Consider the following 14,401-nt stretch of genomic DNA (forward strand, 5'->3'; position numbering starts at 1 on the left):
TTAAGCGGACGTGACCTTACCCTGTTCCTTTTTCGCGATATATGGAAATAATGAACAACATTAGTTCCAAAAGTTGATCAATATGGCCAGTACCGACGACCTCATCCTCTTCGCCCAGGTGGTGGAGGCAGGCTCCTTCAGCAAGGTGGCTGAACAAAATTCCCTGACAAATTCAGTGGTTAGCAAGCGGATCGGGCGTCTTGAGGAGGAGCTCGGGGTCCAGCTCCTCTATCGCACCACCCGCCGGCTCACCCTGAGCGAGGCGGGCAAGGCGCTCTATCAAGGTGCCAAAAATGTGAAGGCCGCCGCACTGGACGCCTTCGACGCGGTGGCGGGATTTGGTGAAAAGGTGAGCGGTCATGTGCGGATGTCGGTGCCCACCATCTCCGGCGAGCTCTTGCTCGCCGATGCGGTAGCCGATTTTTGCCAGCAGCACCCGGGGCTCACGGTGGAGATGTCGCTGGACAACCGCTTCGTCAACCTGGTGGAAGAGGGGTTCGATCTGGTCATTCGCACCGGCTATCTGGATGACTCGAGCCTGATTGCCCGCCACATTCTCGACTCCCAGTGGGTCATCTGCGCCGCCCCCGCCTATGTGCGCCGCTTCGGGGCGCCGCGGGAGCCGTCGGATTTGCTCACCCACAACTGCCTGCGCTACGCCTACCAGAGCACGGGGGCCTCGGAGTGGGCCTTCAAGGGGGAAGAGGGCAACTATCTGGTGTCGGTGTCGGGGAGCTTTTCAACCGACAACGCCGGTGCCCTTCGCAAGGCGGCGCTGGGGGGGCGCGGCATCGTCTATGTGCCACGCTGTCTGGTCTATCACGATCTGATGAACGGCGAGCTGGTGGATCTCTTCCCCGATCAGGTGGGCAAGAAGCTCGGCATCTACGCCGTCTACCCCTTCACCCGCCAGCCGCCGCGCAAGATAAGGCTGCTCATCGAGCACATCCGCCAGCGCTATCTGGAGATTGGCCACTACTTCATCTGAGGCCCTTGCCGGGCCTCAAAGGGCGGATGACGCCGCCTGACGGGAGAGAAACGCCAGGGACTGGCGGTTGAAGTGATCCGGCTGCTCCACGTTGCAGACGTGGCCGCACTTTTCGATGATTTCGAGGCAACTGTAAGGGTCGCGGGCTACCTGCTCGCGCACCGGGGCGAGGAACATGTGATCCTCCTCCCCCATCACGTAGAGGGTGGGAATGGGCAGGGCCCGCTCGCGAAAGTAGCGCATCAGCGGGTTGACTTCGGTGGCGAGGCGGAACCAGCGTTTGAACTCCTTCTGGCAGAGTTTGCGAGCCTCGCGCACGAAGAGGTTGCGGGACTCCTGATGGTGCTGGCGCGGCATGATGATGAAGGCGAACAACCGGTAGAGCCACATGTAGGGCAGGATGTGCTGGCCGACCCGGCCAAGCTGCACCAGCACCCGGGAGCGGATATCGAGGCGCAGGATGGCGCCGCCGAGCACCATGCTCTTGACCCGCTCGGGGCAGAGCTCGGCCAGGTGGCGGATGAGGATGGTGCCAAGGGAGATGCCGACAAAATGGGCGCGGGGGATGCGCAGATGATCGAGCAGGCGCAGGATGTCCTCGGTCACGGCACGAAAACTGTAGTGTCCCTTGACCACCTGTTGTAGCTGGTTGGATTGGCCGTGGCCACGCAGGTCGAGCAGCAGCACGTTGAAGTGCTCCCGGTAGGCGCGCAGCTGCTTGAACCAGATGGAGGAGCTGCCGCCGGCGCCGTGCACGAACACCACCCAATCCCGATCGGGGCCCAGCTCAAAGGTCTTGTGGTACAACATCTTATGGGCTCCCAGGGGGTTGAGGGACATACTCGGCGGGCATATTAACAGATGGGGCGCCCCGCTGAATATGCTGCCACTTATCATCGGACCAGCATGGAGTCCTGTATGAGCCTTGTATCGTTACGTGAATTCCTGCTCAGCCTGCCGGGGGCCACCGAGGATACCCCCTTCGGCCCGGAGTTTCTGGTCTACCGCATTGCCGGCAAGATGTTCGCCCTGGTGAACTGGCAGGCCGAGCCCCTCACCATCAACCTCAAATGCGAGCCCGAGCTCGCCCTGCTGCTGCGAGAGATACACCCCGAAGTCAAACCCGGCTGGCACATGAACAAGCAGCACTGGAATACGGTCACCCTGAGCGAGAGCCTGGACGCCGAGCTCTGGCAGGGCTGGATTGAACACTCCTACCAGCGCGTGGTGGCGGGGCTGCCCAAAGCCAAGCGGCCACTGGAGCCGACCTTATCAGCAAAGGCAGGATAACAGCCATGCCGCAGACACAAAACACCGCGCCCGCCCGGATCCTCCCCCTGAGGGAGCAGCACATCCCCGCCCTGCTCGCCCTGTTCGAGCAGTCGGTGCGCCGCCTGGGCCCGGAACACTACAGCCCGGAGCAGGTGGAGCAATGGGCTCAGGGCGCCCGTCATCCGGGTCTCGCCAGCCAGCTGCGCGAGCACCACGGCTGGGTCATGGAGCAGGAGGGGATGCCCCTTGGCTTTGTTACCTTAAGCGATGACGGCCACCTCAGCCTGCTCTATGTGAGCCCGGATCATCCGCGTCAGGGGCTCGGCGGCCTGCTGCTGGCACAGGCGCTGCAGGCGGCCAGCCAGTTGGGCCTGCACAGCCTGACCACGGAGGCCAGCGCCTTCAGCCTCGCGCTGTTTCTGCGCCACGGGTTCGAGCAGGCCGGATTGGAAACCGTCGAGCGCGGCGGGGTCAGTTTTGTCCGCCATCGCCTCTACTACAGCTTGCCAAGCCAAGGCCAGCCACTAAAATACCCACCATTTCCCCAAAGCAATGAATGAAGGCAGCCATCATGGTGGTAGAGAGCGACGGTTATATTGCGCTGATCGAGTATCTGGTAGAGAGTCTGGGCCTGTTCGAGAGCCAGCAGCAGGGCACGGGCTCCGAGACCATAGAGGATCTGGTGAGCAACCGGGTGGCGGGCAACCTCATGGCCATCTGCGAGCAGAACCCTCAGCTCGACCCCAAGGTGCGTTTCATGATCATGCAGGAGGCCGATGCCGTGGTGGCCGATCTGGAAGAGGTGCTCTCCGCTGTCTGGCTGCGGGCGCCCACCCCGGCCCAGCACGCCTTCCTCGATGAGTTCATCAGTCTCATCAAGAACCTGTTCGACAGCACCATCCGCTAGCCCCTCCCCGCGCGGCTGCACGGCCGAAAAGTGAAAAGGGCCGCCTTCAACGGGCAGCCCTGCTTGCTATCACTTCCGATTCATCGCGCTTGTCAGTGGGATGAATGTCGAGGCAAGAAATGTGTCTGGTCTTGGCTGCCGTCCATGGTAGCTAATTGTTAGTCTGCCGAGGTTCGGTTAAGTTCCCGACCAGGACACTTTTTTTAATATTTCTTTCAAAAAAACGAAACAGGGACCGGATGGCCCCTGTTTTATACATGCTGCGCCTCAGCGGTTCAGGCTGGGCGGCAGGCAGACGCCAATGCCGCCCAACCCGCAATACCCTTCCGGATTCTTCTCCAGATATTGCTGATGGTAATCCTCGGCGTAGTAGAAAGGGGCCAACGGCAGGATCCGGGTGGTGATGGGACGGGCATCGCCGCTCGCCATCATGGCCTGCTGATAGGCGGCCAGACTCTGCTGGGCGATGGCCTCCTGACTGTCATCCCCATAGAAGATCACCGAGCGGTACTGGGTGCCGATGTCGCCGCCCTGGCGCATGCCCTGGGCCGGATCGTGCTGCTCCCAGAACAGCTTGAGCAGCTCGCCGTAACTGATGACCCTGGGGTCGAACACCACCTGCACCGTCTCGGCATGACCGGTCAGACCGCTGCACACCTCCTTGTAGGTGGGGTTTGGCGTCAGGCCCCCCTGATAACCGGCGGCGGTGGAATAGACGCCGGGCTGCTGCCAGAACAGGCGCTCCACACCCCAGAAGCACCCCATGCCAAACCAGGCAAGCTCCATCCCCTCGGGCCAGGGGCCCTGAGTCGGGTGGCCGTTGACGGCATGCTGCTGGCCGATCGCCAGCGCTTCCCGTCGTCCCGGCAGCGCCTCTGCCGGTGAAATAATCTGCTCCATATGCCCTGTCCTTGAATAAAACCCCGCGCGATGCGGCTGACGAAAAGGAACCCCGAAGATAACAGGTTATGAGCCCGGATCAACCGAGGCGGCCCCTTCACCGGGCTGACCGCCCCCCGACTCGCCCTGGCACAGGGCGTCTGCGACTGGTCAAAATGGCGGCACAAAACACCAAAACCAATATTTAGTCTTGATTTGTGAATTTATTTTCATATATTGAGCAAATTGCTGCTTTTTTATGGAATGAAACACGTGCGTGAACGCGAACCCAGCCTGGTCCATGCCTTTCGGCAATCCACCCCCTATGTCAACGTGCACCGGGGCGCCACCTTCGTGCTGATGATGGGCGGGGAAGCCATCTGCCACCCCAACTTTGCCAATATCGTCAGCGATATCGCCCTGCTGCAGACGCTTGGGATCCGCCTGGTCCTGGTATTCGGCTCGCGTCCGCAAAACGACGAGGCGCTGGCCCGCGCCGGCATCGAGGCCCAGTACCACAGACGGATCCGGGTCACCGATGACAAGAGCTTCGCCATCATCAAACAGGTGTGTGGCGGTCTGCAATACGACATCACGGCCCAGCTCTCCATGGGGCTGGCCAACACCCCCATGCAGGGCGCGCGCATCAGCGTGGTGAGCGGCAACTTCGTCACCGCCCAGCCGCTCGGCGTCGAGGATGGCATCGACTACTACCACAGCGGCCGGGTGCGGCGCATCGACGTGGAGGGGATCACCCGCCAGCTGGATCAGCATGGTCTGGTGCTCATCTCCCCCATCGGCTGCTCGGTCACCGGCGAGAGCTTCAACCTGAGTTCCGAAGAGGTGGCGCGTCGGGTGGCGGTGGATCTCAAGGCAGACAAGCTCATCTGTTTCAGCAGCACCCAGGGGGTGATGAACAGACAAGGCGAGGCCATCTCCGAGCTCTTCCCCGAGCAGGCAGAAGAGCTGCTGGTGGAGCTCGAGCAGGCCGGCGAGGAGATGTCCGGCACCGCCCGCTACCTGCGTGCGGCCATTGCCTCCTGCCGGGGCGGCGTGCCGCGCTCCCACCTGGTGAGCTATCAGGATGACGGCGCCATGCTGCAGGAGCTGTTCAGCCGCGAGGGGCTCGGCACCCAGATAGTGCGCGAAAGCGCCGAGCGGGCACGGGCCGCCACCATCGAAGACATCGGCGGCATCCTGGATCTGATCCGGCCGCTGGAGGAGGAAGGCATCCTGGTGCGCCGCTCCCGTGAGCAGCTGGAGATGGAGATAGACAAGTTCACCATCATCGAGCGCGACGGCCTCATCATCGGTTGCGCGGCGCTCTACTGTTTCATGGAGGAGGCGATGGCCGAGATGGCCTGCGTCGCCATCCATCCCGAGTACCGCAACTCCAACCGGGGTGATCAGCTGATCGCCAAGGTGGCCGAGCGGGCCAAGCGGCTCGGCATCCGCCGCCTGTTCGTGCTCACCACCCGTTCCATCCACTGGTTCCGGGAGCGGGGCTTCGATCCCCTGGAGGTGGAAGATCTGCCGGTGGCGCGCCAGCGGCTCTACAACTGGCAGCGCCGCTCCAAGGTTTTGTCCAAGACGATTTCGTAACTGATTGATCTTGTGCCTGGTTGTTGCCAATTGTGTACTTTTTTACAAACTCGATTGACAGTGCAATCCAGAGCAGGGTATTTCTACATGCACGCCACCTTCCAGGGTGGCACCAGAAGAGGAGCGCTGCCCAGGCAGCCCAAGGGAGGACACCAGCGTCCGGTGAACTTGGGTCAGGGGGAGCAGCGCCGAGACGAGTGAGGCAACTGGTATACCTCAACGTCGGCTGCGGGGGCTGAATCCCCCGGGTTGTCATCGGTCGTGTGCATCCCACAGGCATCCAGCAGGATCCTTGTGGGATGGGCACCGCGGATGGAGTGCTTCTGGCCGGGATCCTTCGCTATTCCTGCCATTTTCTGCCTCCTCCTCTCTTTTGCCCGATGAAACCGGATTTTCACCTTGAGACAGGAGTATGCAATGAACCCGATCAACGTCGCCAAGTTTGGCGGAACCAGTGTCGCCGATGCAGCGGCCATGAACCATTGCGCCGACGTGGTGCTGGCCAATCCGGCGACCCGGGTGGTGGTGCTGAGCGCCAGCGCCGGGGTCACCAACCTGCTGGTGAGCCTGGCTCAGGGTGAATTGGACGAAGCCGGGCAGGATGCCCAGCTCGCCAGATTGACCGGGATCCAGCAGGCCATCCTGACGGCGCTCGGCAACCCGGGCGAAGTGAGCGCCCTCATCCACGCCCAGCTCGGCGACATTCGCACCATGGCCCGCCAGGCCTGCCAGCACACCGATGCCGAACTGGCAGACCGCCTCATCGCCTGCGGCGAACTGATGTCCACCCGCCTCTTCACCGAACTGCTGCACCAGCGGGGCATCAAGGCCTGCTGGCAGGACGCGCGCCAGCTGCTGCGCACCGACAGCCGCTTTGGCAAGGCCACCGTGGATCTCGCCGCCACCCGCACCCTCTGCCAAGCCACCCTGGGCCCGCTGCTCGGTGACAGCCTAGTCATCACCCAGGGCTTCATCGGCGCCGACGCCGATGGCCGCACCACCACATTGGGCCGGGGCGGCTCCGACTACAGCGCGGCCCTGCTCGCCGAGGCACTGGACGCAGGCAGCATAGAGATCTGGACAGACGTGCCCGGCATCTACACCACGGATCCGCGCCTGGTCACCCGGGCCCGCCCCATCCCGGAAATCAGCTTCGTGGAGGCGGCCGAGATGGCCACCTTCGGCGCCAAGGTGCTGCACCCGGCCACCCTGCAACCCGCCCTGCGCCAGGACATTCCGGTGTTCGTCGGCTCAGCTAGGGATCCCGCAGCAGGTGGCACCTGGATCCGCGCCAGCACCGAGACCTGCCCGCTGTTTCGCGCCGTGGCCCTGCGCCGCCAGCAGGTGCTGGTCACCCTGCACAGCCTCAACATGTTCCACGCCTACGGCTTTTTGGCGGAGGTGTTCGGCATCCTGGCCCGTCACCGCATCTCGGTGGATCTCATCACCACCTCTGAGGTGAGCGTCTCCCTGACCCTGGATCACACTGGCAGCCAGAGCAACGGCGAGCCAATCCTCGGCGACAAGGTGCTGGCGGAGCTCGGCCAGCTGTGCAAGGTGGAGGTGGAGACCGACTTCGCGCTGGTGGCCCTCATCGGCAACCGCATGAGCGAGGCGGCCGGGGTGGGCAGCCGGGTGTTCGACGCCATTCGTGAACACAACATCCGGATGATCTGCTACGGCGCCAGCGCCCACAATCTCTGCTTCCTGGTCAAGGAGAGCGAAGCGGGCAACATCGTCAACCGCCTCCATCAGGAGCTGCTCGACTGAGCCTGACGAAGCCTTGTCAGACCCTTCTCCCCGTGGGGAGAAGGGTCTGTTATCAGGGGAAGGCCATAACACCAGCATCGATACCAACGAAGAGGGGCGCCGATGCGCCCCTCTTGTCATTGAGTCAGCCGTCATGTCAGCCCATGGACTGGCTTGCCGGGGTTGGCAGCAGGTTGGCCCGGATCTGCTCGCGCAGCCCCCCCAGCCGTTGCAACAGCGCAGCCTGGCTGAGCCCCGCCTCATCCGGCCCCAGATTCTCGGCCAGCGCCGGGAAGTGATCCCGCACCGCCTGCTCCAGCCAGTCGAGGCGACGCAGGGTCATGGGGCCGCAGCTCTTGCCGCTGAGATCGTCCGCAATGTCGAGCCGGTGGCTGCGATACATGTCGCGCCACCAGTTGGCGGCGAGCGCCTCGTCGCTTGCCAGCGCCGCACTCCACTCTCCCACCAGCCCCTGCATGCGGGCCAGCACGGGGGCACTGGCCCCCTCCCGGCTAAGGTACTGCAACTCCCCCTTCGCCCAGGCGAGGCAGAGCCCCCGCCAGTGGCGAAACAGCGGCAAGGGATCGGCATCATCCAACCAGAGCCCTGACAGGGTGCGGGTCTCCAGCCGCTCCGGCACATGAAATTCCGGATCGGTGAGGCCGTTGGAGTTGAACTCGTGAAGGGGATCGAAAGGCCACATGTAGCCAAAGTCGAACACCGAGATCTGTTGGCCGTCGTCAAGCAGGTTGCCCGGGCTCGGATCCCAGTCAAACCAGCCCCAGCGCGCCAGCTCGGCCTCCACCGCCAGCATCTGCGCCAGGTTGCGCTCATTGAGCCTGCGCACCGGCTCTCCCCGCAGCCAGGGGGAAACCAGCACCCCGGTGCGGGCCGAACCGAAGCTGGTGCAGACCACGTTGGAGAGGATGGTGGGGTGCAGCTCCCGCAGGCTCTCTATCTCCCGACGCCGCTCCAGCTCGGTGAGAAAGGCGGTCTTGCCGTCGACGTTGGCCACCAGGGAGTCTGGTCGGCACCGCTTCAGGCACCAGTGATGGCCCTCCACCTTGAGGTGGAACACCTCGGCGGTGAGCCCGTGACCATAGACCCTGACGACGTCCGGGTGATCCTCGGTGAGCCTTAACAACTGGGCAAGAGGCAGGGGACAGTCTCGCTCACGTCCGATCCGGATCTCGTCGTTGTTCTCCAGCATCTGGAGCAATCTTGCCTGACGTGCCGCAACCTTGGGATTCATACATGTACCTCCAACCGTTACTGAGAGACTAAACAGCGCCCCCCTCCCAGACCAGCGGCAAAGCCCCATGATGACGCTTTCATCACAGAATGAATGCCCCTCCCGGATCGGGATCACAATTCGCACGCCCGGGTCGTCACCCAAGATTCATCCCGTTGTCATTAAATTGACATCAAGGAACAAGCCCCTCACCATCGGGTCAAAATAGATGCAGCCATCGCTGCCCTGCCCGCTCCAAGGATGAGCCCCTATGAATGCCCCCGTCTGTGGTCACAGCCCCTCCCTTTCCCAGTCTCTGGCCGGGTGGCTGTTCGGTCTGCTGATAGCCCTGCTGTTGCTGACCCTCGCCCTGCCGCTGCTCAATCCCGCCGGCTGGCTCGGGCGGGCACAACCGTTGATCCTGGGGCCCGCCGATCAGCCCATCGCCACCCTCAGCCGCCACAGTCTGCTCTACAAGAGCGACAGTCGCGGCCTCTATCTGGTGGTGCGCAGCCAGTGGCAACTGCTCAAACCGCTGCAGGAGGGGGACAAGGTGCGGGTAGAGCTGCTCAACGACAAGGGCATTCGCATCGATCAGTTGAGCCAGGCGGTGGAGAAGCGCCAGAAGTGTCGCCAGGAGCGCTGCACCCTGGATCTCAACAGCGCCCTGCGGGCACCGGATGACGCCCTGGACAGCCGCTATCAACTGCGGATCGGCCTGCTGCTGGCGGACAGGCCCGAGAGCGCCGAATACAGCCAGATACTGCAGACCCTGCCGGAGCGCGGCTTCAACCTGAGCTACCTGATGATCAGCCTGCTGCTGGTGCTGCTGATGAGCGCCGCCGTGCTCAGGGCGATGCTGCCGCGGCTGCGCCGAAGCTACCGCTCGCGGATCGTCGGCAGCCTGCTGCTCGGCAACCTCACCTTCGTGTTGCTGCACGGCTTCGTGGTGTTCAAGCTGGGAGAGTTTCTGTTCTGGTCGGGCTTTCGGCCCGAGCACTATTACCTCGCCTGGGGCAGCATGGTGCTGGGCTGGAGCCTCTGTGCCCTGGCGGGGTTCAACCTCTATATGGGGCTGGTGTTCACGGCGCTCTCCGGCATAGGCCTGCTCGCCAACTTCATGAAGATCGCCATCTACGGGGTGCCGCTCGGGGGGGACGATCTCGGCAACCTGCTGGCCCTGCTGCACATCCTGCTCGATCAGCACCCCGTGCTGCCGGTGCTGGCCGTGCTGGGGCTGTTGTTCCTGTGCTGGCGCTTTGCCCTGTCGCGCTGGATCCTGCGCACAGCCGCCGCCACCGTCGCCTTCTTCGCGCTCTGCGTGTTCGCCACCCAGACCGGCAACAAGCTGCTCGGGGCCAACATCCGCTACGTGGACAGGGCGGTGAACTACCACAGGGACATCATCCGCGCCGGCCCCGGCCTCTATCTGTTCAACCTGGTGGACGAGATGCTGCAAAGCGGCAACGTCTTTCGCTATCCCCTGCAGATCAACGAGCGCACCCCCGAACTGAGCCAGCCAGCCCGGGGCCAGCCGCCCCGCTTCGATCTGGTGATCGTGCTGCAATACGAGTCGCTCTGGCTCGACTGGCAGGGCAAGATCTGCGCCCCCGCCCCCACGCTCTCCCTGCCCGCCGGGGTGGCGCAGTGGCACAAGACCATCCACTCCCCCACCACGGGCGGCATGACGGTGCTGGCGGAGTTCGAGATGAATACCGGCCTGCCGGCGGGTCTGCTCAAGCAGGGGGTGGTGCCCTACTACTACCTCTCGGCCCAGGTGCCCGGGCTTGCCCAGAGCGCGAAGCAAAGCGGCTACCAGACCCTGTTCGCCCACCCCTATGTGGAGAAGTTCTGGGGCCGCGCCAAGGCGATTCCGGCGCTCGGCTATGAGGAGCGCTGGTTCGACACCCGCTTCACCACCCTGGAACACAAGGGGCTCTACATCTCGGACGATGCCCTCATCGATCACCTGATCAAACGCAGCGAGCAGGATGACAAGCCGCTGTTCGCCTACGCGGTCACCATGCAGGGGCACGGCCCCTTCGACGGGGATCGCTACCGGGCCCAGCAGATCGACAAGGCCTGCCCGGATCAGAGCCCGGCAGAGCGCCAGCTGCTCAACACCTACTACACCGGGGTGGTGGACGCCATGGCGTCGCTGGAGCGGTTGCTCAAGACCCTGGACCAGTCCGGCAAGCGCTATCTGGTGGTGGCCTTTGGTGATCACCAGCCCTTCCTGATGTCCGCAGGCAAGGGTATCCACGGCGCCAAGCCGCCCCGGGATGCGGCCTACCAGATCCCCATGATGGCTTTCACCCGCGCCGATGACCCCCTCAACCTGGCGACCCAGTTCGCCCCGGTGCGCCAGCTCTACCAGATGGGCCAGGCCACCCGAGCGCTGCTGGCGGGGGATCTCGCCCCCATAGAGGACAAGCCCCTGCTCCACCCGGTGCTCGGGGAGGAGAAGGGCTTCGACCCCTCGCCTCTGGTGCCGCAGATCCGCGCCAGCTTCCGAGCCGACGCATTACCTTGAGATCAATAAACATTTAAGAGACGGGAGCCGCAGATCCTTGCAACACCTTCCGGGCCGACCTTCCGGGCCGACGCATTACCCTGAGAGCAATAAACATTTAAGAGACGGGGGCCGCAGATCCTTGCAACACCTTCCGGCTTCCGGGCCGATGCCCTGCCCTAAGCCTGCGCGCAGACAGCAAAGAGGCCGCAACTGCGGCCTCTTTGCATTTCTCTTGCGGCTAGCGGAGCCAGGGCTCGCACAGGGTAAGGGTCTGCCTGTCGAGATCCAGTTCGACCTCGATGCCGAGCGGCACCGTCAGCATGGGGTGAGTGTGAGCACAGTCGAACTCCGCCAGAATGGGGAAGGTCGGCTCCCCCACCACTTCCAGCAGGATATCGAGCGGCCGCCGGCCGCTGCCCTGGCTGTCGAACAGCTCGTGTTTGCCGAGCACCAGGGCACCGATGCGATCAAACACCCCGCACAGCTTGAGGTGGGCAAAAGAGCGCTCCACCGTCTCTGCCAAATGGAGGCTGTCTTCCAGCAGCAGAATGTCCCCCCGCGCTATGGGCGGCATATAGGGTGAGCCCCAGATCCCTGCCAGGGTATTGAGGTTGCCGCCGATCAGTCGGCCTCGCACCCGGCCAGATCCCACCGAGATCAACCGGTTTGGCAGGCACTGCTTGGCCCGGGTCTGCTGTTCCCAGTCCAGCCGCTCGTCGGTCCATTGCGTCGGAGTCGGCACCGTGTGGGGCACGGCGGCGCCACCTGCCTGGCAAATCTGGTTGAACCCGGCCAGAGTTTCGTCCACCAGTGGCGAGAGCTCGCCGAAAGAGGCCACCAGCGCCGGCCCGTAAAAGGTGACCAGGCCGGTACGGGCATGAATGCCGAGCAGCAGGGCCGTCACGTCGGAGTAGCCGATGATGATCTTGGGATCCCGCTTCAGCGCCTCATAATCGAGATAGGGCAGCAGGGCGTTGGAGTTGCTGCCGCCAATCACCGACATGATTGCGCGCACCTCTGGATCCCGGATGAGGGCATTGAGCTCTTCGGCCCGCGCCGCGATGGAGCCGGAGCGCCAGTGATCCCGCTCCCCGGTCAGGCTGCCCGCCTTGAGTTCGAAGCTCTGCGCCGCCAGATAAGCCTTGGCGCGAGCGAAGCGGTTTGGTGCCCAGGCGGTGGCCGCGCTGGAGGGGGAGAAAAAGCCGATGGTGTCGCCGGGTCTGAGCCCCGGCGGTTTGAGTAAAGTCATGGACAAATCTCTGTTGCCAAGGATGGTTTGCCGGGATAACCCGGAGAAGAGGTCTCATCCTAATCCATTTCTCGCTCGCCAGACCAGTGGAACACGCCCACAAAAAAGCCGATCTCGCGATCGGCTCGGGGTGCTGGCTTGCAAGGGGATGAAAGCGGCCTCACACCACCACGGCGGTGCCGCTGATGCTGACCATCAGCATGCTGCCGTTCTGCCCCACCACCTCGTAGTCGATGTCGATGCCGACCACGGCGTTGGCACCCTGGGCGGCGGCACGCTCCCTGAGCTCCTCGAAGGCGATCTCCCGGGCCCGGGCCAGCTCTTTTTCATAGGCGCCGGAGCGGCCGCCGATGATATCGCGAATGCCGGCGAACAGGTCTTTGAAGATGTTGGCGCCGAGGATGGCTTCCCCCACGACGATGCCGCGGTATTCACGAATGGTCTTGCCTTCCAGGGTGGGGGTGGTTGAGAGGATCATCTTGCGCTCCTTGAGGTGAAAATGGGCTCCAGACTACCCCAAACCTGCGGCAGGCAACATCCCCCTACCGCGAATAACCGGCCACAGGGGATGGGCGGACAGGCGCTGGCTGCGACCCGGCGACACCTGCCGGATCGCAGCCCTCAAAGACGGTCATCAAAAAGGAGAGGCGAGCCTCTCCTTTTGTTTGCCATCGCACCTTGCCACTCAGGGCTCAGTGCAGCTTCATGCTCGGGCGCAGCACCCGGTTGATGCGGCCCACCAGCATGATGAGGCCGGTCTTGATGTAGCCGTGCAGGGCCACCTGGTGCATCCGGTAGAGGGAGATGTAGACGATGCGGGCGATGTAGCCTTCCACCATCATGGAGCCGCGCATCAGGTTGCCCATCAGGCTGCCCACGGTGGAGAAGCGACTCAAGGAAACGAGCGAGCCGTGGTCATGGTAGAGGTAGGGCTTCATCTCGCCGCCGTTCATCTTGGCCAGGATGTTCTTGAATGCCTGGGTCGCCATCTGGTGGGCGGACTGGGCGCGGGGCGGCACAAACTTGCCATCCGGCTGCGGGCAGGCGGCGCAGTCGCCGATGACGAAGATGTTCTCGTCACGGGTGGTCTGCAGGGTCTCTTTCACCACCAGCTGGTTGATGCGGTTGGTCTCGAGACCCGCTATCTCCTTCATGAAGTCCGGTGCCTTGATGCCCGCGGCCCACACCATGAGGTCTGCTTCAATCAGCTCCCCATCCTTGGTGTGCAGACCCTCGGCAGTGGCTTCGGTGATCATGGTGGCGGTGCGCACGTCCACACCCAGCTTGACCAGCTCCTGGTGGGCGGAGCCGCTGATGCGCTCCGGCAGGGCCGGCAGGATGCGGGGACCCGCTTCCACCAGTGTCACCTTGAGGCTGTCGGTGGTGAGGTTCTTGAAGCCGTAGGCGTAGAGCTGCTCCACCGCGTTGTAGAGCTCGGCGGAGAGTTCGACGCCGGTGGCGCCGCCACCAACGATGGCGATCTTCACCTTGTCACCGGGCTGGTATTCGGTGGCGAACTGCAGGAAGCGGTTCATCATGCTGTTGTAGAAGCGGTGCGCCTGGGAGGGGCTGTCCAGGAAGATGCAGTGATCCTTGATGCCCTTGGTGTTGAAGTCGTTGGAGACCGAGCCGATGGCCATCACCAGCACGTCGTAAGCCAGTTCCCGCTCGTTGACCACCAGGGCGCCGCTGTCGTCGTGGATCGGCGCCAGCACGATGCGTTTCTCGTCGCGCTTGATGTCGGTCAGGCTGCCGAGCTGGAATTCGAAGCCGTGGTTCTTGGCGTGGGACTGGTAGCTCAGGGCGTCGATGCCCGCATCCATGGAGCCGGTGGCCACTTCGTGCAGCAGGGGCTTCCACAGGTGGGTGCGGTTGCGATCCACCAGGGTGATCCTGGCCTTGTTCTTCTTGCCCAGCTTGCGGCCCAGGCTGGTCGCGAGCTCGAGACCGCCGGCGCCACCGCCTACAACGACAATATTCATCATGATGATTTTCCTTGGTTCCTCAAA

General features: G+C 63.4%; 13 protein-coding genes and 1 riboswitch. Of the genes, 7 read left to right on the forward strand and 6 right to left on the reverse strand.

Going from position 1 to position 14,401, the window contains the following annotated elements:
- The first annotated feature begins 82 nt into the window (after positions 1–82).
- Entirely contained in the window at positions 83–988 is a 906-nt protein-coding gene (locus tag KI797_RS12430; RefSeq protein ID WP_039038957.1) for a LysR family transcriptional regulator, read from the forward strand.
- A 15-nt stretch (positions 989–1,003) separates the two neighbouring features.
- Here KI797_RS12430 and KI797_RS12435 read toward each other — a convergent pair whose 3' ends face one another.
- A complete protein-coding gene (locus KI797_RS12435) occupies positions 1,004–1,798 on the reverse strand; it encodes an alpha/beta fold hydrolase (RefSeq protein ID WP_226169541.1) in 795 nt (264 codons plus the stop codon).
- 108 nt (positions 1,799–1,906) lie between these two features.
- Between KI797_RS12435 and KI797_RS12440 the strand changes: the two genes are divergently transcribed.
- Genes KI797_RS12440 through KI797_RS12450 form a run of 3 tightly spaced genes read left to right on the forward strand, consistent with a single transcriptional unit; the run spans position 1,907 to position 3,167 of the window.
- Complete coding sequence (locus tag KI797_RS12440; RefSeq protein ID WP_226169542.1) at positions 1,907–2,278, forward strand: MmcQ/YjbR family DNA-binding protein; 372 nt, start codon at positions 1,907–1,909, stop codon at positions 2,276–2,278.
- Positions 2,279–2,283: 5 nt separating this feature from the next.
- Positions 2,284–2,820 carry a GNAT family N-acetyltransferase gene (locus KI797_RS12445; RefSeq protein ID WP_226169544.1) on the forward strand — a complete coding sequence of 179 codons (537 nt, stop codon included), beginning with the start codon at positions 2,284–2,286 and terminating at the stop codon, positions 2,818–2,820.
- A gap of 11 nt (positions 2,821–2,831) precedes the next feature.
- Positions 2,832–3,167: a DUF3802 family protein gene (locus KI797_RS12450; protein ID WP_042648312.1), complete on the forward strand. Its 336-nt coding sequence runs from the start codon at positions 2,832–2,834 to the stop codon at positions 3,165–3,167.
- Positions 3,168–3,434: 267 nt separating this feature from the next.
- Here KI797_RS12450 and msrA read toward each other — a convergent pair whose 3' ends face one another.
- Positions 3,435–4,067: a peptide-methionine (S)-S-oxide reductase MsrA gene (msrA, locus tag KI797_RS12455; protein WP_005327561.1), complete on the reverse strand. Its 633-nt coding sequence runs from the start codon at positions 4,065–4,067 to the stop codon at positions 3,435–3,437.
- A gap of 252 nt (positions 4,068–4,319) precedes the next feature.
- Here msrA and argA point away from each other — a divergent pair, with 252 nt between their 5' ends.
- Together argA and lysC are read left to right on the forward strand one after the other, a co-directional pair.
- Entirely contained in the window at positions 4,320–5,648 is a 1,329-nt protein-coding gene (argA, locus tag KI797_RS12460) for an amino-acid N-acetyltransferase (protein WP_226169545.1), read from the forward strand.
- 108 nt (positions 5,649–5,756) lie between these two features.
- A riboswitch (Lysine riboswitch) is annotated at positions 5,757–5,979 on the forward strand.
- 86 nt (positions 5,980–6,065) lie between these two features.
- The gene (gene lysC, locus KI797_RS12465; protein ID WP_005327565.1) at positions 6,066–7,418 is read left to right on the forward strand and encodes a lysine-sensitive aspartokinase 3; all 1,353 of its coding nucleotides are present in this window, start codon (positions 6,066–6,068) and stop codon (positions 7,416–7,418) included.
- Between the two features lie 136 nt (positions 7,419–7,554).
- On the opposite strand, the gene KI797_RS12470 is transcribed toward lysC, so the two are convergent.
- Entirely contained in the window at positions 7,555–8,649 is a 1,095-nt protein-coding gene (locus KI797_RS12470; protein WP_226169546.1) for a protein kinase family protein, read from the reverse strand.
- 250 nt (positions 8,650–8,899) lie between these two features.
- Between KI797_RS12470 and KI797_RS12475 the strand changes: the two genes are divergently transcribed.
- On the forward strand, positions 8,900–11,161 hold the full coding sequence (locus KI797_RS12475; protein ID WP_226169547.1) for an LTA synthase family protein: 2,262 nt from the start codon (positions 8,900–8,902) through the stop codon (positions 11,159–11,161).
- A 220-nt stretch (positions 11,162–11,381) separates the two neighbouring features.
- Here the strand turns inward: KI797_RS12475 and KI797_RS12480 are convergent, their stop codons facing one another.
- From KI797_RS12480 to KI797_RS12490, 3 genes are all read right to left on the reverse strand, one after another.
- On the reverse strand, positions 11,382–12,392 hold the full coding sequence (locus KI797_RS12480; RefSeq protein WP_226169548.1) for a S66 family peptidase: 1,011 nt from the start codon (positions 12,390–12,392) through the stop codon (positions 11,382–11,384).
- Between the two features lie 160 nt (positions 12,393–12,552).
- Entirely contained in the window at positions 12,553–12,870 is a 318-nt protein-coding gene (locus KI797_RS12485) for a heavy metal-binding domain-containing protein (RefSeq protein ID WP_042649148.1), read from the reverse strand.
- Positions 12,871–13,084: 214 nt separating this feature from the next.
- The gene (locus KI797_RS12490; RefSeq protein WP_042649149.1) at positions 13,085–14,377 is read right to left on the reverse strand and encodes an NAD(P)/FAD-dependent oxidoreductase; all 1,293 of its coding nucleotides are present in this window, start codon (positions 14,375–14,377) and stop codon (positions 13,085–13,087) included.
- Positions 14,378–14,401 lie beyond the last annotated feature (24 nt).

The organism is Aeromonas media, from assembly GCF_020423125.1.
Lineage (GTDB): Bacteria > Pseudomonadota > Gammaproteobacteria > Enterobacterales > Aeromonadaceae > Aeromonas > Aeromonas media.

Bases quoted from the DNA above. Each gene is read 5' to 3' on its own strand.
- KI797_RS12430 (WP_039038957.1), top strand. From the start codon at position 83: ATGGCCAGTACCGACGACCTCATCCTCTTCGCCCAGGTGGTGGAGGCA.
- KI797_RS12435 (WP_226169541.1), bottom strand. From the start codon at position 1,798: ATGTTGTACCACAAGACCTTTGAGCTGGGCCCCGATCGGGATTGGGTG.
- KI797_RS12440 (WP_226169542.1), top strand. From the start codon at position 1,907: ATGAGCCTTGTATCGTTACGTGAATTCCTGCTCAGCCTGCCGGGGGCC.
- KI797_RS12445 (WP_226169544.1), top strand. From the start codon at position 2,284: ATGCCGCAGACACAAAACACCGCGCCCGCCCGGATCCTCCCCCTGAGG.
- KI797_RS12450 (WP_042648312.1), top strand. From the start codon at position 2,832: ATGGTGGTAGAGAGCGACGGTTATATTGCGCTGATCGAGTATCTGGTA.
- msrA (WP_005327561.1), bottom strand. From the start codon at position 4,067: ATGGAGCAGATTATTTCACCGGCAGAGGCGCTGCCGGGACGACGGGAA.
- lysC (WP_005327565.1), top strand. From the start codon at position 6,066: ATGAACCCGATCAACGTCGCCAAGTTTGGCGGAACCAGTGTCGCCGAT.
- KI797_RS12470 (WP_226169546.1), bottom strand. From the start codon at position 8,649: ATGAATCCCAAGGTTGCGGCACGTCAGGCAAGATTGCTCCAGATGCTG.
- KI797_RS12475 (WP_226169547.1), top strand. From the start codon at position 8,900: ATGAATGCCCCCGTCTGTGGTCACAGCCCCTCCCTTTCCCAGTCTCTG.
- KI797_RS12480 (WP_226169548.1), bottom strand. From the start codon at position 12,392: ATGACTTTACTCAAACCGCCGGGGCTCAGACCCGGCGACACCATCGGC.
- KI797_RS12485 (WP_042649148.1), bottom strand. From the start codon at position 12,870: ATGATCCTCTCAACCACCCCCACCCTGGAAGGCAAGACCATTCGTGAA.
- KI797_RS12490 (WP_042649149.1), bottom strand. From the start codon at position 14,377: ATGATGAATATTGTCGTTGTAGGCGGTGGCGCCGGCGGTCTCGAGCTC.